This window comes from Nocardia vaccinii NBRC 15922 (assembly GCF_001613305.1).
Classification (GTDB): Bacteria; Actinomycetota; Actinomycetes; order Mycobacteriales; family Mycobacteriaceae; genus Nocardia; species Nocardia vaccinii.
The window spans coordinates 43,736-63,726 of the sequence record NZ_BDCC01000044.1 but is presented as its reverse complement, the minus strand read 5'-3'; the positions used below and the strand labels follow the sequence as shown (position 1 = coordinate 63,726).

The 19,991-nt window shown below is 66.0% G+C and carries 17 protein-coding genes and 1 other RNA gene; 12 read left to right on the top strand and 6 right to left on the bottom strand.

What is annotated here, in order from left to right; all coding sequences use genetic code 11:
• Positions 1-75 precede the first annotated feature (75 nt).
• From ftsE to NV1_RS26525, 6 genes are all read left to right on the top strand, one after another.
• The gene (ftsE, locus tag NV1_RS26550) at positions 76-765 is read left to right on the top strand and encodes a cell division ATP-binding protein FtsE (protein ID WP_067897096.1); all 690 of its coding nucleotides are present in this window, start codon (positions 76-78) and stop codon (positions 763-765) included.
• Complete coding sequence (ftsX, locus tag NV1_RS26545) at positions 765-1,670, top strand: permease-like cell division protein FtsX (RefSeq protein ID WP_067896951.1); 906 nt, start codon at positions 765-767, stop codon at positions 1,668-1,670. The genes ftsE and ftsX overlap by 1 nt, the downstream gene beginning before the upstream one ends.
• 369 nt (positions 1,671-2,039) lie before the next feature.
• Positions 2,040-4,148, top strand: a complete 2,109-nt coding sequence (gene recQ / locus NV1_RS26540; protein WP_067896949.1) for a DNA helicase RecQ — start codon at positions 2,040-2,042, stop codon at positions 4,146-4,148.
• A gap of 53 nt (positions 4,149-4,201) precedes the next feature.
• Positions 4,202-4,435 (top strand): WLR motif membrane protein, encoded by a 234-nt coding sequence (locus NV1_RS26535; protein ID WP_067896947.1) that lies wholly within the window; start codon positions 4,202-4,204, stop codon positions 4,433-4,435.
• Between the two features lie 86 nt (positions 4,436-4,521).
• Positions 4,522-4,764, top strand: a complete 243-nt coding sequence (locus tag NV1_RS26530; RefSeq protein ID WP_067896945.1) for a WLR motif membrane protein — start codon at positions 4,522-4,524, stop codon at positions 4,762-4,764.
• 306 nt (positions 4,765-5,070) lie between these two features.
• On the top strand, positions 5,071-5,661 hold the full coding sequence (locus tag NV1_RS26525; RefSeq protein WP_169813401.1) for a DUF4232 domain-containing protein: 591 nt from the start codon (positions 5,071-5,073) through the stop codon (positions 5,659-5,661).
• A gap of 13 nt (positions 5,662-5,674) precedes the next feature.
• On the opposite strand, the gene NV1_RS26520 is transcribed toward NV1_RS26525, so the two are convergent.
• The gene (locus NV1_RS26520; RefSeq protein WP_067896943.1) at positions 5,675-6,607 is read right to left on the bottom strand and encodes a LysR family transcriptional regulator; all 933 of its coding nucleotides are present in this window, start codon (positions 6,605-6,607) and stop codon (positions 5,675-5,677) included.
• 170 nt (positions 6,608-6,777) lie between these two features.
• Here NV1_RS26520 and NV1_RS26515 point away from each other — a divergent pair, with 170 nt between their 5' ends.
• The 3 genes from NV1_RS26515 (at position 6,778) to NV1_RS26505 (ending at position 9,269) form a co-directional block, all read left to right on the top strand.
• A complete protein-coding gene (locus tag NV1_RS26515; RefSeq protein ID WP_373864657.1) occupies positions 6,778-7,764 on the top strand; it encodes a YeiH family protein in 987 nt (328 codons plus the stop codon).
• 171 nt (positions 7,765-7,935) lie between these two features.
• The gene (smpB, locus tag NV1_RS26510; RefSeq protein WP_067897081.1) at positions 7,936-8,409 is read left to right on the top strand and encodes an SsrA-binding protein SmpB; all 474 of its coding nucleotides are present in this window, start codon (positions 7,936-7,938) and stop codon (positions 8,407-8,409) included.
• Positions 8,406-9,269 (top strand): DMT family transporter, encoded by an 864-nt coding sequence (locus tag NV1_RS26505; protein ID WP_174557486.1) that lies wholly within the window; start codon positions 8,406-8,408, stop codon positions 9,267-9,269. Before smpB ends, NV1_RS26505 begins: the two co-directional genes overlap by 4 nt.
• Positions 9,270-9,363: 94 nt before the next feature.
• On the opposite strand, the gene NV1_RS26500 is transcribed toward NV1_RS26505, so the two are convergent.
• Positions 9,364-10,785 carry a WGR domain-containing protein gene (locus NV1_RS26500; protein ID WP_067896939.1) on the bottom strand — a complete coding sequence of 474 codons (1,422 nt, stop codon included), beginning with the start codon at positions 10,783-10,785 and terminating at the stop codon, positions 9,364-9,366.
• A 346-nt stretch (positions 10,786-11,131) separates the two neighbouring features.
• Between NV1_RS26500 and ssrA the strand changes: the two genes are divergently transcribed.
• Together ssrA and car are read left to right on the top strand one after the other, a co-directional pair.
• Positions 11,132-11,501, top strand: a transfer-messenger RNA (tmRNA) gene (gene ssrA, locus NV1_RS26495).
• Between the two features lie 803 nt (positions 11,502-12,304).
• Positions 12,305-15,847 (top strand): carboxylic acid reductase, encoded by a 3,543-nt coding sequence (gene car / locus NV1_RS26490; RefSeq protein WP_067896937.1) that lies wholly within the window; start codon positions 12,305-12,307, stop codon positions 15,845-15,847.
• A 279-nt stretch (positions 15,848-16,126) separates the two neighbouring features.
• On the opposite strand, the gene NV1_RS26485 is transcribed toward car, so the two are convergent.
• From NV1_RS26485 to NV1_RS26475, 3 genes are all read right to left on the bottom strand, one after another.
• Positions 16,127-17,023, bottom strand: a complete 897-nt coding sequence (locus NV1_RS26485) for an alkaline phosphatase family protein (protein WP_067896934.1) — start codon at positions 17,021-17,023, stop codon at positions 16,127-16,129.
• Positions 17,024-17,149: 126 nt separating this feature from the next.
• On the bottom strand, positions 17,150-17,836 hold the full coding sequence (locus NV1_RS26480; protein ID WP_067896932.1) for a DUF899 domain-containing protein: 687 nt from the start codon (positions 17,834-17,836) through the stop codon (positions 17,150-17,152).
• Between the two features lie 123 nt (positions 17,837-17,959).
• Positions 17,960-18,532 carry a PadR family transcriptional regulator gene (locus NV1_RS26475; protein ID WP_067896929.1) on the bottom strand — a complete coding sequence of 191 codons (573 nt, stop codon included), beginning with the start codon at positions 18,530-18,532 and terminating at the stop codon, positions 17,960-17,962.
• A 101-nt stretch (positions 18,533-18,633) separates the two neighbouring features.
• On the opposite strand from NV1_RS26475, the gene NV1_RS26470 reads away from it, so the two are divergent.
• Positions 18,634-19,050, top strand: coding sequence for a nuclear transport factor 2 family protein (locus NV1_RS26470; protein WP_218027214.1), 417 nt, complete (start codon positions 18,634-18,636; stop codon positions 19,048-19,050).
• Positions 19,051-19,070: 20 nt separating this feature from the next.
• On the opposite strand, the gene NV1_RS26465 is transcribed toward NV1_RS26470, so the two are convergent.
• Positions 19,071-19,904, bottom strand: coding sequence for a helix-turn-helix transcriptional regulator (locus NV1_RS26465; protein WP_067896922.1), 834 nt, complete (start codon positions 19,902-19,904; stop codon positions 19,071-19,073).
• Positions 19,905-19,991 lie beyond the last annotated feature (87 nt).

Below are 19,991 nucleotides of genomic sequence, written 5' to 3'. Positions count from 1 at the left end.
CCCGAATGTGACACGAGGCAATTACCGGGTGTGTGCCGGAGAGTGCACTTGCATTGCTGGCTACACTGGCACCTCGTGATCACCCTGCGGAACGTCACCAAGTCATACAAAACCTCGACGCGTCCCGCGTTGGACAATGTTTCGGTCGAGGTGGAAAAGGGCGAGTTCCTGTTCATCATCGGGCCGTCCGGTTCGGGTAAGTCGACGTTCATGCGCCTGCTGCTCAAGGAGGAGCGTCCCACCGCCGGTGAGATCCACGTCGCGGATTTCCGGGTGGACCGCCTGGCCGGGCGCAAGGTGCCCAAGTTGCGGCAGCGGATCGGCTGCGTATTCCAGGACTTCCGGCTGTTGCAGCAGAAGACCGTCGAGCAGAACGTCGCCTTCGCACTCGAGGTGATCGGCAAGAACCGCAAGTTCATCAACCGCGCGGTGCCGGAGGCGCTGGATCTGGTGGGCCTGTCCGGTAAGGCCGACCGGCTGCCCAGTGAGCTGTCCGGTGGTGAGCAGCAGCGTGTCGCGATCGCGCGGGCGTTCGTGAACCGGCCGCTGGTACTGCTCGCCGACGAGCCCACCGGCAACCTCGACCCCGATACCAGTCAGGACATCATGACCCTGCTCGAACGGATCAACCGCGTCGGCACCACGGTGCTGATGGCGACCCACGACAACCACATCGTCGACGCGATGCGCCGGCGCGTGGTGGAACTCGACCGTGGCCGCCTGGTCCGCGACGAGGCGACCGGCGTGTACGGGGTGGGCCGGTAATGCGCGGAGCGTTCCTGCTGAGCGAGGTCCTCAACGGCCTGCGCCGCAACGTCACCATGACGATCGCGATGATTCTGACCACCGCGGTCTCGCTGACCATGCTCGGCGGCGGTCTGCTCGCGGTGACGATGGCCGACAAGACCGAGCAGTACTTCCTGGACCGGCTCGAGGTGCGGCTGTACCTGGACGACACCGTGTCCGCCACCGATGTGGACTGCTCGAAGGATCCGTGCAAGACGCTGCTGTCGGATCTGAAGAACACCTCGGGTGTGGTGTCGGTGCAGTACCTCAATCGCGCGGATGCGATCCGCGAGGCGAAGGAGAAGACGTTCAAGGATCAGCCGGAACTGGCCGCCTACGTCGCGCAGTCGCCGCTTCCGGCCTCGCTGCGGGTCAAGATGACCGACGCCGGCACGTATCCGAGCATCCTGCAGAAATTCCAGGCCCGGCCCGGGGTGAAGTTCGTGCGCAACGACAAGGACGTGGTCGACCGGCTGGTCAGTCTCTTCGACGGTCTGCGTAACGCGGCGTTCGGTCTGGCGGTGCTCCAGGCGTTCGCGGCGGTGCTGTTGATCGCGAACATGGTGCAGATCGCGGCGTTCACCCGGCGGGAGGAGGTCGGCATCATGCGACTGGTCGGTGCGAGCCGCTGGTATACGCAGTTGCCGTTCCTGCTCGAGGCGGTGGCCGCGGCGATCGTCGGCTCGGTCCTGGCGGTGTTCGGGTTGATCGCGGCCCGGCCACTGGTGATCGATCGGGCGCTGGGTTCGCTGTTCGAATCGAAGGTGTTCCCGCGCATCACCGGTGACGACGTCACGTTGGTCGCGATGACGATCATTCCGGTCGGCATCGTATTCGCCGCCGTGACGGCCTATGGGACGTTGCGCTACTACGTTCGGGAGTGAAGTTCGCGGCACCGACGAACAGCCGCACCCGTTCCCGTCGAGGGAGCGGGTGCGGCTGTATGCGGTAAGAGTGCGGTTGCGGTCTCCGAAAGGGTGCAGTTGTTCCACGGAGAAGATGCGTTTGCCATGTGCAATGGGTGCGTTTGTCATGCGGAATGTGTGCGGCGACTGACGGCCGGCTCCCATCCCAGGCGATCCCGCGCACGCACGGATCAACCGATTCTCCCTGCGCAACAACTGATTTCGCATGTACATGGGTAACTCCCCGGGTACGTCCAGAACTGGAGACGTCCCGACGGCCGGCCCGAAGCCCGAATCTCGTGGCACTGACGACCGCCTGAAGCCCCGGGGAGCCGGGCTGGCGCTAGCATGTCGGGGGTGAGTTCGCAGGAGACGCTCGAGACGGTGGCCGATTCGCTGATCGATCAGTCCGGCGTGGGGGCCGAACCCGATGCGGCGCAACAGGTTCTGCGGCGGGTATTCGGGTACGACAGTTTCCGCGGATTACAGCACGACATCGTCCGGCAGGTCATCGAGGGCGGCGACGCGCTGGTCCTGATGCCCACCGGTGGTGGCAAATCGCTGTGCTATCAGATTCCCGCGCTGGTGCGTCCGGGGGTCGGCGTGGTGATCTCGCCGCTCATCGCCCTGATGCAGGATCAGGTCGACGCGCTCAATGCCCTCGGCGTGCGCGCGGGTTTCCTGAATTCCACTCAGTTCCCCGATGAGCGCCGCACGATGGAGCAGCGGTTTCTCGCCGGCGAACTCGATGTGCTCTATCTCGCCCCCGAGCGGTTGCGGCTGGAGTCCACGCTGCAACTGCTGGACAAGGCCGAGGTATCGGTGTTCGCCATCGACGAGGCACACTGTGTCTCGCAGTGGGGCCACGATTTCCGGCCCGACTATCTGGAGTTGTCGGTGCTGCACGAGCGCTGGCCCGATGTGCCGCGTATCGCGCTGACCGCCACCGCCACCGAGGCCACCCGCCGCGAGATCGCCGAGCGCCTGGATCTGACCGGGGCGAAGCATTTCGTCGCGGGCTTCGACCGCCCCAATATCCAGTACCGGATCGAGCCGAAGAACCGGGCCGATCAGCAACTGCTGAGCTTCATCAGCTCCGAGCACGCCGGTGATGCGGGCATCGTCTACTGCCTCTCGCGCAATTCGGTCGAGAAGACCGCCGAATTCCTCACCCGCAACGGTATCGAGGCGGTGCCGTATCACGCGGGCCTGGACGCCCGCACCCGTGCGGCCAACCAGTCGCGTTTCCTGCGTGAGGACGGGTTGGTCGTGGTGGCGACCATCGCGTTCGGCATGGGCATCGACAAACCCGATGTGCGGTTCGTCGCGCACCTCGATCTGCCCAAATCGGTGGAGGGCTACTACCAGGAGACCGGTCGCGCCGGTCGCGACGGCCTGCCTTCCACCGCCTGGATGGTGTACGGCCTCAACGACGTCGTCCAGCAGCGCAAGATGATCGACTCCTCGGAAGGCGATGCCGCGCATCGACGTCAGTTGCAACTGCATCTGGACGCGATGCTCGCGCTCTGCGAGACCGTACAGTGCCGCCGCACCCAGCTGCTGGCCTATTTCGGCCAGCGCGGTGAACCCTGCGGCAACTGCGACACGTGCCTGAATCCGCCCGAATCCTGGGACGGCACGGTGCCCGCGCAGAAGGTGCTCTCGGCGGTGCTGCGGCTCGACCGCGAGCGCGGGCAGCGTTTCGGGGCGGGGCACATCGTTGATGTCCTGGTCGGCAAGTCCAATCCGAAAGTGATGCAGCACAAGCACAACGAGCTCAAGGTCTTCGGGGTCGGCGCGGAGTTGCGCGATGTCGAATGGCGCGGTGTGGTTCGGCAACTGCTGGCGCAGGGGCTGCTGGCCGTGCACGGGGACTACGGCGTGCTCGTGCTCACCGAGGCCAGCGAGGAAGTGCTGTTCAAGGGGCGTCAAGTCGCGCTGCGGCGTGAGCCCGAACGCGCCAAGGCGGCGAAAGCGCCGCGCGCCAAGGCATCTCGTCTCGCCGCGGCCGATCTGGCTCCGGCCGATGCCGGGCTGTTCGAGCGGCTGCGGGCCTGGCGTGCGGCCACCGCCAAGGAGCAGGGTGTTCCGGCGTATGTGGTCTTCCACGACGCGACGTTGCGGGAGATCGCCGGCCGCCGACCCGCGAGCCTGGCTCAGCTCGGGGAGATCAGCGGTATCGGGGAGAACAAGCTCACCAAATACGGTGCGGGCGTGCTGGAGGCGGTGGCGGGGGAGCCGGAGTCGGGCGAATCCGCCGCGGCGTCGAATCGGCCCCCGGCTCGGCCCCGGGGTGATGCGCCCGCCCGCCCGGCCGCTTCCGCTTCGCCCGCCCGCACGGCTCCGACGTCCTCGCGCACTCGGGCCGCCGCCCGCCCGGAACCGGTTTCGCAGGCCTGGGATCACGAACCGCCGCCGGACTGGGATTTCGAACCGCCCCCGGACGATATGTACTGAACGTGCCAGGACGATCCGTTTATCACAACCCGAAACGTGGGTAACTTTTCGATATGACGCTCGGTAACGATGATGTCACCGGTGGCGGCGCAGGCCCCACCGAGGTGCCGACCCTCACGGTGACAGGGCCCGATCCCCAAGCGCATCAGGACGCCGTGGGACATACCCGCCGACACCGGCTGTGGCCTCGTCGGCAACAGCTGGGCCGGCCTCGGGTATCCACCCTCGTGCTCATGTCGGTCTGGATCGCGGTGCTGGCCCTGTATCTGGAGATCCGTCCGGCATGAGTCCGTACGGGCCCACCGCCGCACGAACCCATTTCGATTCGGGCAAGTTTCCCCCACGCGCGGGCGTACCCGGATAGCGTTCCGGCATGGTCCACCACAACCATCACTCCGATGGCGGCGACTCGCAGTCCGGTGGTTCCGATCGGGATCAGCCGGACGCCCCGGAGCCGGTCGGCCTTCGCGCTCGGGTTCTCGAAGGAACCGTCGACACCGGTTGGTTGCGCCCGCACACCTACCGTCATCTGGGGCATCCGCGGGTTTCGACGATCCTCCTGCTGCTCGCGTGGATCGCGCTGTTCGTCCTGTACCTCGAGGTCCATCCCGTCTGACCGGTCGGGCGCCGCCGGCGGACAGCGCGTCCGCGCACATCTCGGCAACGGGCGAACCGTCGAAATTGCCCCGGATATCGACAATTCCTCACAGCGGTCCGATAAATAACGCATTGCCGCGGCAAAGCGCGCACAGATCGGCTCTGGGAAAGATCGCGCATATCAGAATGCTCGTCCCGGACAGTTGGTCGTGCCGCGGGTGCGGCGGCAAGGCGGTAAAGTCTGCTCCGGATTCAGGACATTGTGTGGGGTTGGCGAAACCTCTTTCGTACATCGATGGGAGCGGGCGTGAAATACAGGAATTCGGTGGGAATCGCTGTCGCCGTGGCAGGGTTCGCGCTGTCGGTCTCGGGCTGCCAGGGGAGCAACTCGGCCGCTCCGGGAACGACTGCGCAGGCATCGTTCGCGCAGCAGGCCGCGTCCCCCGCGGATACGGCTCCGCCCTGCCACACCGCGGACCTGTCGGCCCGGCTCGGCTCGCAGGCGAAGGTCGCGGCGAACGTCCAGGGTCAGCTGGGAGCCGCTGGTACGCACTACAATCTGCCGCTCATCTTCACCAATCACTCGTCACATGCCTGCGTCATGTCCGGCTTCCCGGGGGTCGATCTGGTCGGTCCGGGTTCGACCTACTCCCTGCCGCGAGTCGGCGACTCGTCGCCCGTGACCCTCGCCCCGGGGGCCAGCGCGCACAGCGTCATCTATTACATCGACCCCTCGGGCAGCGTCCCGCCGGGCGAGAGTTCGACGCTGTGGACCCCGACGAAGGTGTCGGTCACCCCGCCGAACGAAACCACGCAACTCTCGGTGCCGTGGAGCGTCGGAAATCCGGTCGACAATGAGGACAAAGCGTCCGGCGCCACTGCCGCCCATATCCAGCCGATTCAGGCTGGAGCCTGATATCCGGAATCGGTTATCGGTCGGAGTTCCATTCCAGGCCGCCGCCGTCCTGAGCACCTCGACAGGCCAGGTCGACGAGTTCGCCCGCGGGGCCCGCGAGGCGGCGGGGGGAGCGCCACACCGCTCGAAGCAGCCTGGACAGGTCCAGGCCCTCGACCTCGATGGTTCGCAATGCGCCCGAACTCAGATGATCGCCGACCGCCAAGGTGCTCAGCACAGCGGGACCGACCCCCTCCAATACGCTGGTGCGGATAGCCGCGGCGCTGCCCAATTCCAGCAGCGGCTCCGCCCGGTCGTATTCTTGCAGCGCCATGTCCAGTGTATTCCGCATACCCGATCCGGGTTCTCGAACCACCAGCGGCGTCGCAGCCAATTCGGCAATCGGAATCGGCTTGCCGCTTCGAGCCCACGGATGTGCCGGATGTACGACGACAACGAGCCTGTCCCGGGCGACGGCGATGCTGTGCAATTCGGGCGGCACCGTCGGTGATTCCACGAATCCGACTCCGCATTCACCGCTGATCACCCGCTCGAATACCTGGGTGGAATTGTATACCTGGAGATGAACGGTTATTTCCGGATGCAATCCGCGCAGGCGGCCGAGCCAACGCGGCACAAGATGTTCGGCGACCGTCATACTCGCGCCCACCGTGAGTTCCGGTGAATGTCCGACGCGTAGCCCCTCCGCGACGTCGAGAAGTTTGTTCGCGTCGGCCAGGACGATTCGCGCCCAGTGCGCGACGACGGTTCCCTGCGCCGTCAGTGCTGAGCCGCTGGTCTTGCGTTCGAGCAGCGGCACGCCGAACTGCCGCTCCAGCCGCTTGACGGCCCGGCTCGCATTGGGTTGCGGAATCCCCAGCTTACGGCCCGCGGCGCTGAGGCTCCCGTAGTCGTCGACGCCTACCAGCAGCTCCAATGCACCGAAATCCGGGAACCGCCTCGACATGCGTCGACGATATAGTCTCGCCCAGGGGCATGTCCATCTGATATGGCCTCATGTAGAAAATCGGGCTTCCGCATCTGCCGGTAATGACCGACCGTGAATTCATGAGCACTCGAGTGAATGGTGACGCGGCAAGCGTGGTCGAGGACGTTGCGCAATCACGCCGTTCGCGCATGATTGCCGCCGGGGCTGCGCTGGCGCCCGGGTCGGCGCTGTGCGTCCTCGCCACGGCGATCGCGATGACGGTGAATTACTTCCTGCCGACGGTAAGTCCGTTGCTGGTTGCGATAGTGCTGGGCGCGATTCTGACGAATGCGGTGCGAATACCCGAGCGAATTCAGCCCGGATTGCAGTTCTCCGCCAAGCGGCTGCTCCGTGTCGGTGTGGCTCTACTCGGTTTGCAGCTCATGTTGCGAAATATCATCGATCTCGGCTGGGGAATGATCGTCGTCGTGCTGGCGATCGTTTTCCTGGGCATCGCCGGAACGATGTTCGCCGGAAAACTTCTCGGCCTCGGCTGGACACAACGACTGCTCATCGCGTGCGGATTCTCCATCTGCGGCGCCGCCGCCGTCGCCGCGGTCGACGGTGTCGTCGACGCCGATGAACAGGAGGTGGTCGCCGCGGTCGCGCTGGTCATCCTGTTCGGCACGCTGATGATTCCGGTCGTCCCGTTGCTGTCGCACGAGTTCGGTTTGTCCGACCAGACTGCCGGCCTGTGGGCGGGCGGTTCGATCCACGAGGTCGCACAGGTCGTCGCAGCCAGCAGCGCGATCGGCGGTGCGGCGCTGGGCGTGGCGGTGGTGGTGAAACTCGCGCGCGTGTTGATGCTGGCTCCGGTGATGCTGACTCTCAGTGTGCGGCAACGTAATCGGCTCGGATCCGGCGCCGGTGTGAAACGTCCACCGCTCGTCCCGCTGTTCGTCCTGGCCTTCCTCGGCTGCGTTCTGCTCCGCTCCTCCGGACTGCTGCCCGGCGTGATTCTGGACAATGCCAAGACCGCGCAGACGATCCTGCTGACCGCGGCGATGTTCGCCCTGGGTTGTGGAGTGCGCGCGGCCACCATCGCGAAGGTCGGCGCTCGGCCCCTGGTACTGGCGGTCCTGTCCACTGTCTGGGTGGCGACGATCGCGTTCACGGGCGTGCTGATCGCAGCGTAGGGGCATCCGGCGCGGGTCCGCAGTGCCGGAAGATACCGCCCCTACGGGTTGTTATGTGTGGGAGGTTCGTCCACGCCTGCCCCCCGAGTTGATCGGGCAGGGTGATCTGGCTCGTGGTGCCGGGGTAAATCGATTGCCGCTCACCAGGGCGGATGTGCTAGAAGGGTGTACATGAAGGAGCAGGGGCGCAAGGTTATCGCCACCAACCGGCGAGCGCGGCACAACTACGCGATCCTCGACACCTACGAGGCCGGGGTCGCGCTGGTCGGTACCGAGGTCAAGAGCCTGCGCGAGGGTAAGGCGTCGCTGGTGGACGCGTACGCCACCATCGACGATGGTGAGGTGTGGCTGCGTGGGCTGCACATCCCCGAATACGGGCACGGCACGTGGACCAATCATTCGCCGCGCCGCACCCGCAAACTGCTGATGCACCGCCGGGAGATCGACAAGCTCACCGGCAAGGTGAAGGAGAGCAATCAGACGCTGGTGCCGCTGTCGATGTACTTCTCCGACGGCAAGGTCAAGGTGGAGCTCGCGTTGGCCAAGGGTAAGCAGGACTACGACAAGCGTCAGGATCTGGCGCGCCGCACGATGGAGCGGGAGGTGACTCGGGAGCTCGGGCGGCGTGTGAAGGGTATGCGTTGATCGGAGTTCTGCTGGCGCTGCTGGCGGCGATCGGTTACGGCGTGAGCGATTTCGCGGGCGGGGTCGCATCCCGGCGGGTTGCCGCGCTGCGGGTGGTGATCGTGTCCTATCCGCTGTCGGTGCTGATGCTGTTGATCATCGCGCCGCTGGTCGGCGGGCATTGTGATACCGCTTCGATGCTGTGGGGCGTGGCCTCGGGGGTGGCGAGCGGGCTTGCGGTGTGGTGGTTCTACGCGGCCCTGGCCAGTGGGCCGATGGCGGTGGTCTCACCGCTGACGGCGGTGCTGGTTGCCGGGGTTCCGGTGCTGGTCGGAATGGCGATCGGGGAGCGTTCGAGTCCTCCGGCCTATGTCGGGATCGGCCTTGCGTTGATCGCGGTGGTACTGGTCAGCAAGGAATCGCCCGATGACGTCACCGAGGAGATCACCGGCGGCCGGAAGCTGCGTTTCGATCGTCGCGTCGCGTTGCTGACGGTCGGCTCGGGTCTGGCGTTCGGACTCGCTTTCGTCTGTCTGCACGAGACCACGACCGCGTCGAGGATATGGCCGGTGCTGCTCTCGCGCGTCGCGGCGACCCTGGTCGTCTGGGTGGCGGCGCTGGTCGCCGGTCAGTTTCGAGCGCCACGTGGTGAGCCGTTACGGCTGGCCTGCTACGTCAGCGTCCTGGACGTGATAGCGAATGTGGCCATGCAGTACGCCTTCCATTCGGGCCTGCTGTCCCTGATCAGCGTGATCGGCTCGCTCTACCCGGCGGCAACGGTTCTGCTGGCCATGGTCCTGCTCGGCGAACGGGCCGGACCGTTGCAGAAGATCGGTATGGCGATGGCGCTGGGGTCGGTCGCGCTGATAGCCATCGGGTGAGCTCCTCGAATGTTCAGGCGGGTTCGACGCAGGCGCGCCGGACAGCGGCGGGCCGCCCGCGGCGGCGCTGGTCGACTGCCGCGGGCGCGAACGATCAGTTCAACTTGCGGATATCGCCGCGGACGCGATAGAAGCCGCCACGCGCCGACTCGCTGACCGCATCGACGACGTATCGCGCGCCGTACTCCCGAATCTCCTTCGGAAACTGGACATTCCACGAATTCTGATAGCCGGGGGAAGTGACGTGAACGCGAAGCTTTCCACCTTCGCGCACACACTCCACCACCACGCCGGTGCCGGGATCGGCCGTCACCTCCAGGGTGGCGCTGGGGGCGACGGCGGCGATTTCCGGAGCCTTGATCGAGAGCGTCTGCGGCAGGACGCCCTGCTCGGCGTCGCGTACACCCGATTCGCTCACATCCAGGCAGGCCAGAGTGCCGTTTGTGGTCACCAGGTAGAGCTTGTCGGCGTGATACTGCATCGAGAACGCCGAACCGCAGCCGGTGGCGAGCTTCCACAGTCGGCGGCCGTCGGCATCGAAGCAGTAGACCGAGGAATAGTTGTCACCCGCGAAGACGTAGTGGCCGTCCGGCGATGTGGCACAGGAGAATACGGCCGCATCACACCGATACGTCCGCTGGGACCGGCCGTCCTTGGCGACCATGCGTACCTCGTGACTGCTGGTTCCGGCATAGACGGAGCTGGATTCCTGCCAGCCGAACAGCACCGGTCCGGTGTTCACATGCCAGCGGGACTCGCCGCTGTCGAGGTCGTACGCGGTGACGCCATGCGAATGACCGTGGTAGACACCCTCGGGGGACACGCGGACCATCCAGCCGGAATTGCCGGCGCTGCGCCTGCTCCACAGCGACTCCTCCTCGTGGTCGATCACGGTGAGGCCGCCCTGCCGGTCGGAGACTCCGAGTATGCCGTCGTGGATGTCGAGCCAGTAGATATCGACATCGGAGGCGATGTCGTATGCCGCGCGGGGTACCTTGCCGGACAGGTCGTACACGCGGCCGTCGTCACAGCCCGCATAGATCCAGAAATCATCGGCAACAATGCATTTCACCGAATCGGGCAGCCGGAACCGGCCGATCGGGGTGCCCTCGGGCGTGAGGGTGAACACATCGCCGGCTTCATTGCCGACCCAGCAGCGGGACTCGTCGACGAAGATGCCGTACGCGGGCGCGCCCGAGTCGAATGTCCACAGCACCGGAGCGGATTTTGCGGTCGAGCGCTGGCTGACGATCGTTCGCCGGGTCACCGGGCGTTTACCCCGCGCGCCCATCACCGCGGGCGCGTACCCCTTGCGCATCTTCTCGGCCACCTTCTTGCCGGCCGCGGCTGCGGCCTTCTCCGCGGTGGCGAAAGAGCTCACCTGTTTCTGCCCGGTATCCCCGATCCGCCCGTATCGGATCGTGACCTGGGTGCCTGCTACGGCGACCTCGTAGAATTTGTGCGCAGAGCCGTTCGCCTCGGACAGCTCGAGATAGGTAGTGCCCCCGAAAGTCATTGCATCGCCTTAGATTTCGAATCATCGGTACGAATCGGAAGGTATCAGGGGGTACCGACAAATTTCGTTCGCCCGGTGCTCCCGGGACCGGCCCGTCGTGCTCGGGTGCCTGGCGGAGCCGGTGATGTGCGGACGGGCCGGTTGTCCCACTCGTTCCGGGTGAGCGGGTGCGGTGGCATCCGGCGATCGATTCGCCGGCGTCGATCTGTGGCGCGTGTGGACCCCGTGGTGCACTCGTCGGTCCCGGACGGCTCGGCGCGAGCCCCGGGGTGGCGGGAATGTTCGTGGTGCGCGAGGTGTTACTATGAACAGCCCGGTCACCAGCCGGGTAACTGGATTGAAGTACGGGGCTGAACGGTTTCGACTACGTGCGTCGATTCAGGGGAAGCGTGTCGGTGCAGGCAAGAGACCACCGTAAGCGTCGCTGCAACCCTATAAGCGCCGATTCTCATCAGCGCGACTACGCTCTCGCTGCCTAAGCAGTAGAGCGTGTCTGTCAGCCCGGGTTCGCCTTCGGCCCGGCCCCTGGCATCAGCTAGAAGGCTCACCGTCCGGCTCGGTCGCGGAGTAGGACGGGACATCCAACAGCGACTGGGATCGTCATCTCGGCTCGTTCGCAAGACCGGGAGATCCAAGCAGAGGCACAGCGAACTGCACACGGAGAAGCCCTGGAGAAGCGGCGGAGGACCCGGGTTCGATTCCCGGCAGCTCCACTGAGCAAGGCCCGGTCCGACAGGACCGGGCCTTCGTCGTTCGAGGGCTTGCCGATGGGATCGCGGACGCGGGCACCGCTCCGGCCGAATGCGTCGATGGTCAACGCGGTGGCCTTTCTTGCGCCGGACCGCATCGCCGAGTCGAAGGCGGCGCCGGGCACGAATACGTGCGTTGACGATGTCTACCGCTTCGAGAAGCGGCCGGTCAGATAGGTGGTCACGATGACCATGACCATGATGATCAGGGCGATCAGGACTGCGGCGGTCGGCCAGTTCATGATGTGCTCCTCCTGTCGCGGCGCCTGCCGTGCGGCTCGTACACCTTCGACGGTAGGGCGACGACATTTCACGAACTGGTGTCGCAGGTCCCATTTCAGATGCTGGATGTCACCGCGAGATGGAGACAGTTCGGGCGGCGATGATGTTCACCACTCCGCTGCCACATCCGCCCCGCCCCGCCGGAAGACTTCGTGAATCAGGTCGCATTCGCCCCGGCGGATGGGTGGTGCTTCGCGTGCGCGGTCGATCCAGCTATCTGCTGGTCATGGCCTCTGCCTATTGAAGAGGGGGCTCGGCAGAGCTTCACTGGATGTGAGCCGTAACTGCTCTGAACTCGTGCTTGGCGCGACAGTGGACAGGCTGTCGGGCTCCGGGCGCGACCGGGTTCGGGGAGGTTGGCCGCTCTGGAACTCCTATGTGGCGATCAGTGAGCTAACTGGCGAGGCGGTTGTTGGCCGGAGCGAGTCGACGCGGTGACTCGACGCGTCGGACCGATGGGCACGGACACCTTCAGAAGGCGAGGAATCATGGATGAAACCGAGCGATTCCAGCGGTTGACCCGCCGAGTCGACCATCTGTACGCGACCGATCCGCAATTTCGGGCCGCGGCGCCACTGCCGGAAGTAGTCGAGGCCGCGCAACGGCCGGGGCTCGGGCTGTGGGAAGTGGTGGAGGAGTACCTGAATGGCTACGCCGAGCGGCCGGCGTTGGGGCAGCGCGCGCGTGAGGTGACGCGGGGCGAGGCCACCGGACTCCAGAGCACTACGCTGCTGTCGGGCTTCGACACGATCACCTACGGCCAGTTGCGTGACCGGGTCATCGCGTTGGCCAACTCGTGGCGGTCCAGTGGCTTTCGGGCCGGGGATTTCGTCGCCGTGCTGGGCTTCACCAGCATCGATTACACGCTGATCGACCTGGCGTGCATCCGCTTGGGCGCCGTATTCGTACCGTTGCAGACCAGTTCGACCGCCGCCCGGCTGGCGCCCATCGCCGCCGAGACCGAGCCGCGGATCTTCGCGGCCAGCATCGAATCGGTGGACATCGCGGTCGACGTGGTGCTCGGCGCTTCCTCGGTCGAGCGGTTGGTGGTCTTCGACTACCGCAGCGATGACGATGAGCAGCACGAGCGTTTCCGGTCGGCCACGATGCGATTGGCCGCCGCTGGTCGCGCGGTGGACGTGATACCGCTGCGGCAGGAGTTGGATGCCGGGCGCGGACTACCGCAGGCGCCTGCGTTCGCCCCCGCGGCGGGCGAGGACCCACTGGCCACTTTGATCTACACCTCGGGCAGCACCGGCACGCCCAAAGGGGCGATGTACACCGCCGACCTGGTCTCGCGGCTGTGGCTGCGCCCGCACAGCCCGTCGCTCGATATCGGCATCCAGATCCCAGCGATTCACCTGCAGTACATGCCGCTGAGTCACGTGTACGGGCTGGCGTGGCTGATCAGCACGCTGTCCGCCGGCGGTATCGGATATTTCGCCGCCGAGAGCGACATGTCCACCTTGTTCGAGGATATCGGGCTGGTCCGCCCCACCGCGCTCAATCTCGTTCCGCGGGTGTGCGACATGATCTTTCGGCGTTACCGCAGAGAGCTCGATCAGTCGACGGTCGGCGGGCAGAGTCTCGACATTCTGGAGGACGCGGTGAAATCCGAACTGCGGCAAGACTTTCTCGGTGGCCGCGTGGTGTCGGCGATGTGTGGCAGCGCACCGCTGTCGACGCAGATGCACACTTTCATGGAGTCCCTGCTCGACTGTCCGGTCAGCGACGGCTACGGCTCGACGGAGAACGCCGGCGGAATCATGCGCAGCGGAACTATCATGCGTCCACCGGTGACCGATTACAAGCTCGTCGACGTTCCCGAACTCGGGTACCTCACCACCGACCGGCCGCATCCGCGCGGCGAGCTGTACCTGAAGTCGACCAGCCTGATTCCCGGGTACTACAAGCATCCGGAGCTGACGGCCGAGATATTCGACGAGGACGGTTTCTACAAGACCGGCGACATCATGGCGGAGACCGCCCCCGATCACCTGGTGTATCTCGATCGCAGCAATAACGTCATCAAACTTTCGCAAGGCGAGTTCGTCGCGGTGTCCAAGCTCGAGGCCGAATACTCTGCCAGCCCGTACATTCGGCAGATATTCGTCTACGGCAGCAGCGAACAATCGTTCCTGCTGGCGGTGGTCGTCCCGAACCAGGACGCGATCGGAGCCGGTGATGCCCGCACGTTGATCTCGGAGTCGTTGCAGCACATCGCAACCGAGAATCGCCTCAACGGCTATGAGATCCCGCGAGAGTTCCTCTTGGAGTCCGAGCCGTTCACCCGTGCGAACGGCCTGCTGTCGGGGATCGGCAAGCTGTTGCGCCCGGCGCTGAAGGCCCGCTACGGCGAACGGTTGAACGCGATGTACGCCGACATCGCTGCGGGACAAGAGAACCGGATCGATGAGCTGCGTGCCGACGCCCGGGAACTTCCGACGATCGAAACCGTCCGGCGGGCCGCTCTCGTAACGCTCGGCTCCGAGGCTGCCGGAGCGGGCATGCCGGCCGATGCCAAATTCATCGAGCTCGGCGGTGATTCGCTCTCGGCCTTCTCCTTCGGCTCGCTGCTGGAGCAGATCTATCACATCGAGGTGCCGGTGCAGACGATCATCGGTCCCACGGCCACGCTGGCCACTATCGCGGATTACGTTGACGGCGAGCGCACTTCGGCTTCGGCGCGGCCCACGTTCACCTCGGTGCACGGCCGCGACGCCACCGTCGCGCACGCGGCCGACCTCACGCTGGACAAGTTCATCGACGCGGAGACATTGGCTGCCGCACCCACGCTCGCCGCGCCGACCGGTTCGGTGACCACCGTCCTTCTCACCGGCGCCAACGGGTATCTGGGTCGCTTCTTGTGCCTGGAGTGGCTGGAACGGCTGGCGAAGGTCGGGGGAACGCTGATCTGCCTGGCCCGTGGCGCCGACCCGATCGCAGCGCGGCAGCGCATCGAGGCCGCGATCGACAGCGGGGACGCGGAGTTGTCCGCCCGCTTTCGCGCCTTGGCCGATGAACATCTCGAGGTCCTCGTCGGTGACGTGGGCGCGACCCACCTCGGCCTCGATACCCGCACCTGGAATCGCCTGACCGAGTCGGTGGACCTGATCGTGCACGCGGCCGCGATGGTCAACCACGTGCTGCCCTACAGCCAGCTGTTCGGCCCGAACGTGGTGGGTACCGCCGAAATCATCGAGCTGGCAATCACCAAGCGGCTCAAGGCGATCGATTTCATCTCGACGGTGGCGGTGACCGCACTGCCCGACGGCGGGTTCATCGGCGAGGACGCGGACGTGCGCGCGGCCAGCCCTGCCCGTTCCCTGGGTACTTCGTATGCCAGCGGGTACGCGACCAGCAAGTGGGCCGGAGAGGTGCTGCTGCGCCGGGCGCACGATCTGTGTGGGTTGCCGGTAGCGGTATTCCGGTCGGACATGATCTTGGCGCACAGCCGCTACTCCGGCCAGGTCAACGTGACCGATATGTTCACGCGCCTGGTCTTGAGTCTGGTGACGACCCATATCGCGCCCCGGTCCTTCTATCAGCTCGACCCGGCCGGTAACCCGCAGCGCGCCCATTACGACGGACTACCGGCAGACTTCACCGCCGCCGCGATCACCGCCCTGGGCAGGGACATCACCGACGAATACCGCACCTACAACGTGCTCAACACCTACGACGACGGAATTTCCCTGGACACGTTCGTCGACTGGCTCAGTGCGGCGGGCAACCGGATCGACCGGATCGACGACTACGACGAGTGGCTGAGCAGATTCGAGGCGGCGTTGCGGGCGCTGCCGGAGAACCAGCGGAAGAACTCCGTGCTACCGCTGCTGAGCGCCTATGCCCGGCCCGCGGCGCCGATGCCGAAAACCCCCATGCCCGCGGAAAAGTTCCGCTCCGCGGTGCAATCCGTCGCGATCGACCGAACCCAGGACGTGCCGCACCTGACCGAGCCGTTGATCGACAAGTACGTGACCGACCTGCGGCAGCTGGGGTTGCTCGAGGCCGGCCGAGGAGCCCGGTGACCTGAGGTCATCACGGCCGCAACCGGATCCACCGCGATCTGCCAGAGGAATTCTCGGCAGGTCCGGCTCATCGGGACTCGGCCCGCGTCTTTCCGGGAGCTGTACGTGTCTGGAATGCGATGTCGTCCAATGCGTTTCGCATCGGTGCTCGGCCGTCGGAGTTCGGGCGGACCTGATTGCCGTGGACCACAAGATGGTTCGACACCGGTGCATCGGATTACTGTGCTGTGGAATGGAACTCGGGTGCGCTGATGCACTGGTGAGCTGAAGCGGAGGTGATCAGTGTGAGCCGGTCGGCAGGGGGAGGCCGCCGAGAGTGGGGCCCCGGATATCGCCGACCGGGGCGGCGTGGGTGGATTCGCCGAGGGGTGGGAGGGCGTAGGCGTCTTCGAGGGTGCGCAGCACCGAATAGTGGTCGATGCGCTGGTTGTATCGGCCGGAGGTGATGCCCGCGCCGTAGAAGATGGTGGGGATGTGGTTGGCGTGGGTGCCTTCGTCCTCGTCGAAGGTCACAACCAGGAGGCTGTTGTTGGCCTTGGCCCAGTCCGCATAGGAGCCGAGGTTGTTGCGCAGCCAGGTGTCGCCGGTGGCGACGGGGCAGTCGTGGATGTCGTCGCACATGTCGGGGCTGACGAACGAGATCGTGGGCAGGCGCGAGTAGTCGCGGGGGAAGGCGGCGAAGGTTTGGTTCGCGGCCGCGGGTACGTCGGCGAAGTCCACCCAGCTGTTGTGTTTGCGGGCGTATCGGCCGTTGCTGCCGGTGCACGCGGTGTAGCCGGGCGTCGGCATCGACTCGGCGTATCCGGTGAAGGAGCGTCCGGTCGCGACGAGTTCGGTGCTCAGGTTCGGCCCGGTGAGGTTGTGCGGGCAGCTGTCATCGGTCACGCCCTGCGTCCCGCCGGAGAACAAGGCGAGGTAATTCGGCTGGCTGGGGTGGGTCACCGCATGCGCGTCGGTGAAGAGCGCGCCGTTGTCGGCGAGATGGTTGAAGTAGGGCGCGCGGGAGCTGCCGATGATCGAATCGAATCCGGCGTTCTCGAACATCACCAGCACGATGTGGTCGAACCTCGGCACCGCCGCGGAGCCGCCGGCCGGGACCAGGGCGGCGGCCGCCCCCAGTGTCACCGTCCCGGCGAGAACGGATATGAGGCGGGCAATTCCGCGGATCCCACGCATCGGCACTCCTGGTGACTCGACGAGACGCCGCTCACAGTAGTGCCCACCGGTAACCATTCATAGAACGGGGGTGATGACCCCGATTCGATCACGGCTCTCGGATTCGGCCGGCCGGCGGTCCGGCTCTCAGTCCGGCTCGCCATAGACGGCGGCGATGTCCTGGGCGCTGGACCAGCGGGTGTAGGTGGGGGATTGGGGCCAGCCCGCGGGGGAGTCCTGCCATTCTTCCTGGCGGCCGTACGGGAGGATGTCGATGAGCGGGAAGGTGTGGGCGAGTTGTTCGGTGCCGCGGCCGTCGGTGTGCCAGGTGCGGTAGACGGTGTCGCCGTGGCGGAGGAAGACGTTCACCGCGAAGCCGCTGTTCGGGGGTGCGCCGACGGCGGCGCCGAACGGGCTGTTGGCGGTGGAGTACCAGGGCATCTTGTTGCCGACGCGGCGTTTGTAGGCCAGGGCCTCGTCGATCGGGCCCTGGGTGACGATGACGAAACGGGCGTCATAGTTGTCCAGGAACTCCAGACGCGTGAATTGCGAGGTGAATCCGGTGCAGCCGGGGCACTGCCACTGCTCGCCCTCGAACCACATGTGGTTGTAGACGATCAGCTGCGATCTGCCCTCGAAGATGTCCGCCAGCCGGATCGGGCCCTGTTCCCCCTCGAGGGTGTAATCGGGCAGTTCGACCATCGGCAAGCGGCGGCGCTGGGCGGCGATCGCGTCGAGTTCGCGGGTCGCGGCCTTCTCCCGGATGCGCAGCGCGTCGAGTTCGCGTTGCCAGGTCTCGGCGTCGACGACGGGCGGCAGTGCTTCGGTGCTCATTGAGTCCTCCCTGACGGGTCCACAGCGTGCGGGTTGTAGGGGTAGACGCCGCTGGCCCGTGGAATTCATCGGTGGACGCCGGGCTCGGTTCGTACGCGTGGTGGATCTGCCGATGTTGTGCGGTCAGGGGCCCGTGTCCGGGTCGGGTGCCGGCGAGGGGGAGCGGACGGGGTCGCGCGCCAGGGCTTCCCAGAAATCGACGTAGGCCTGTTCGTGTTTGATGCCGAGTTCGAGGATGCGGGAACGGGATTCGGCGCGGATGCTGTCCTTCGGGTCGATCTCGGCCTGGAGGGTGCGGTACAGGTCGAGCCAGCGCAGGTGCTGGGCGGCCTGGTCGTTGGCCAGGGCGATCACGTCCCGCGGTGCACCGAGGTCGGCGAAGAAGAGTTTGAGTTGGGCCGGGTCGCGGGTCTCGGCGGGTGGGCACTTCGGTTCGGAGAGCCAGCGTTCGAGTTCTTCGCGGCCCGCGTCGGTCAGGTGGAACACCCGGCGGCGACGGCCGGTCTCCTCGGCTTCCTCGCGCAACAATCCCTGCTCGGCCAGGCGCGCGGGGATCCGGTACAGCTGCGCGTGCGGGACCGGCCAGAAATAATCGACGCTCTCTTCGACCCTGGCCTTGAGTTCGTACGGCGTGAGCGGGCCGTGGCGTGCGACGAGGCCGAGCACGACGTGGTCCTGCGGTCCGAGTTCGGGCATCCGCGTCTCCCTGTCCGTTGACACCGTATCGCTGAGACTATATGTTAGTCTCATTGAGACCGTATCAATGAGACTGTATCAGTAATACTATTGGAGGAATCGTGCGAGACTTCGCGATCGAGCTGTTCGACAAGTGGACGGCCCTGTGGAGTGGCGATCTCACGCTCGGCCAGGAGATCCTGGCCCCGAAACTGACGCTGCGATACGCCCAGCCCGGCGCCACGGTCTACGACGAGATTCACGATCCGCGGACCTTCGTCGAACAGATCGCGCGGTTCCGGGCCGAGCGGCCGGGCCTGCGCTACGAGACGCAAGGTGTACCCGTCATCGAGATCGACAGTGCGCGAACGGGTTTGATCGCCCGGCCGTATGGTGCGCGCCGATCCGGACCGGACGGCGAGCTGAATCTCAGCGGCACCGACATCCTGCGCTTCGAGGAGGGGAAGATCGTCGAAGTGTGGTCGGTATCGGGCGGGGCGCAGGGGCGCAGCTTCTATCCGGATGCTGCCGGGGCCTGAGGTCTTGTCCGCCGGTGCGATCAGGGCACGGAGTAGACGACGAGGATCTGGTCCGGAGCATCGGTCACGGTGAACGACGCGTGGGTGAGAGTGAGCGGCCCGAGCGTGTGATGGTGCAGGCGTTTCGTCCCCGAATGGCTGGTGGCGATGTCGTAGCGCGGCCACCAGGCGGCCGCCTCCGCGCTGCCCTCGCGGAGTTCGGCTGCCAGACGGGCGAATCGGGCGTCATCGGGATGGCGGCCGGCGTTGGTGCGCAGGCGGGCCAGAACGGATTGGGCGACCTCGGTCCAGTCGAGCAGGATTCGCCGGGCGTCCGGGTCGAGGAATACCCAGCGTGCGAGATTCGGTGCGGCGGAAGCAGATTGCACGATCAGGCCCGAGAAATATTCCGCCGCGGCGTCATTCCAGGCCAGCAGGTCGGTGGTGGCGCCGGTGATGTACGCGGGGGCGGGGGACAGCAGGGCGGGGATGGCGGCGACCTCGGCGGACAGGTTCTCCACGGGAGGCGGGGGAGCCGACCCGGCTGTGCCGTCGGCCAGGGCGCGCAGGTGGGCGCGCTCATCCCCGGTCAGGCGCAAGGCATCGGCGATGGCGGTGAGCACCTGATCCGACGGGTTCACATCGCGGCCCTGCTCCAGATACGCGTACCAGGTCGTGCTGACGCCCGACAACACCGCGAGCTCCTCCCGGCGCAGACCGGGGGTGCGGCGGCGGTCCGAACCCGGCAGTCCCACCTCGGCGGGGCTGGTGCGTTCGCGCCGAGCGCGCAGGAATGTGCCGAGTTCGCGGCGGCGGGCCGCGGTTTGCGACCTGCGGGCATCGGCGCTCACGCGGACGTTCGCCGAGCCGTTCATGCCGCTACTCCTGATTCCACCATCACGCAATTCTCCAATACCATGCGCGGTCGCACGCGAGCCGCGGATATCGAGTCCGGGCCGTCC

Bases quoted from the DNA above. Each gene is read 5' to 3' on its own strand.
- NV1_RS26465 (WP_067896922.1), bottom strand. From the start codon at position 19,904: ATGAACGGCTCGGCGAACGTCCGCGTGAGCGCCGATGCCCGCAGGTCG.
- recQ (WP_067896949.1), top strand. From the start codon at position 2,040: ATGTCGGGGGTGAGTTCGCAGGAGACGCTCGAGACGGTGGCCGATTCG.
- ftsX (WP_067896951.1), top strand. From the start codon at position 765: ATGCGCGGAGCGTTCCTGCTGAGCGAGGTCCTCAACGGCCTGCGCCGC.
- NV1_RS26500 (WP_067896939.1), bottom strand. From the start codon at position 10,785: ATGACTTTCGGGGGCACTACCTATCTCGAGCTGTCCGAGGCGAACGGC.
- car (WP_067896937.1), top strand. From the start codon at position 12,305: ATGGATGAAACCGAGCGATTCCAGCGGTTGACCCGCCGAGTCGACCAT.
- NV1_RS26535 (WP_067896947.1), top strand. From the start codon at position 4,202: ATGACGCTCGGTAACGATGATGTCACCGGTGGCGGCGCAGGCCCCACC.
- NV1_RS26530 (WP_067896945.1), top strand. From the start codon at position 4,522: ATGGTCCACCACAACCATCACTCCGATGGCGGCGACTCGCAGTCCGGT.
- NV1_RS26515 (WP_373864657.1), top strand. From the start codon at position 6,778: ATGATTGCCGCCGGGGCTGCGCTGGCGCCCGGGTCGGCGCTGTGCGTC.
- NV1_RS26480 (WP_067896932.1), bottom strand. From the start codon at position 17,836: ATGAGCACCGAAGCACTGCCGCCCGTCGTCGACGCCGAGACCTGGCAA.
- NV1_RS26485 (WP_067896934.1), bottom strand. From the start codon at position 17,023: ATGCGTGGGATCCGCGGAATTGCCCGCCTCATATCCGTTCTCGCCGGG.
- NV1_RS26475 (WP_067896929.1), bottom strand. From the start codon at position 18,532: ATGCCCGAACTCGGACCGCAGGACCACGTCGTGCTCGGCCTCGTCGCA.
- smpB (WP_067897081.1), top strand. From the start codon at position 7,936: ATGAAGGAGCAGGGGCGCAAGGTTATCGCCACCAACCGGCGAGCGCGG.
- NV1_RS26520 (WP_067896943.1), bottom strand. From the start codon at position 6,607: ATGTCGAGGCGGTTCCCGGATTTCGGTGCATTGGAGCTGCTGGTAGGC.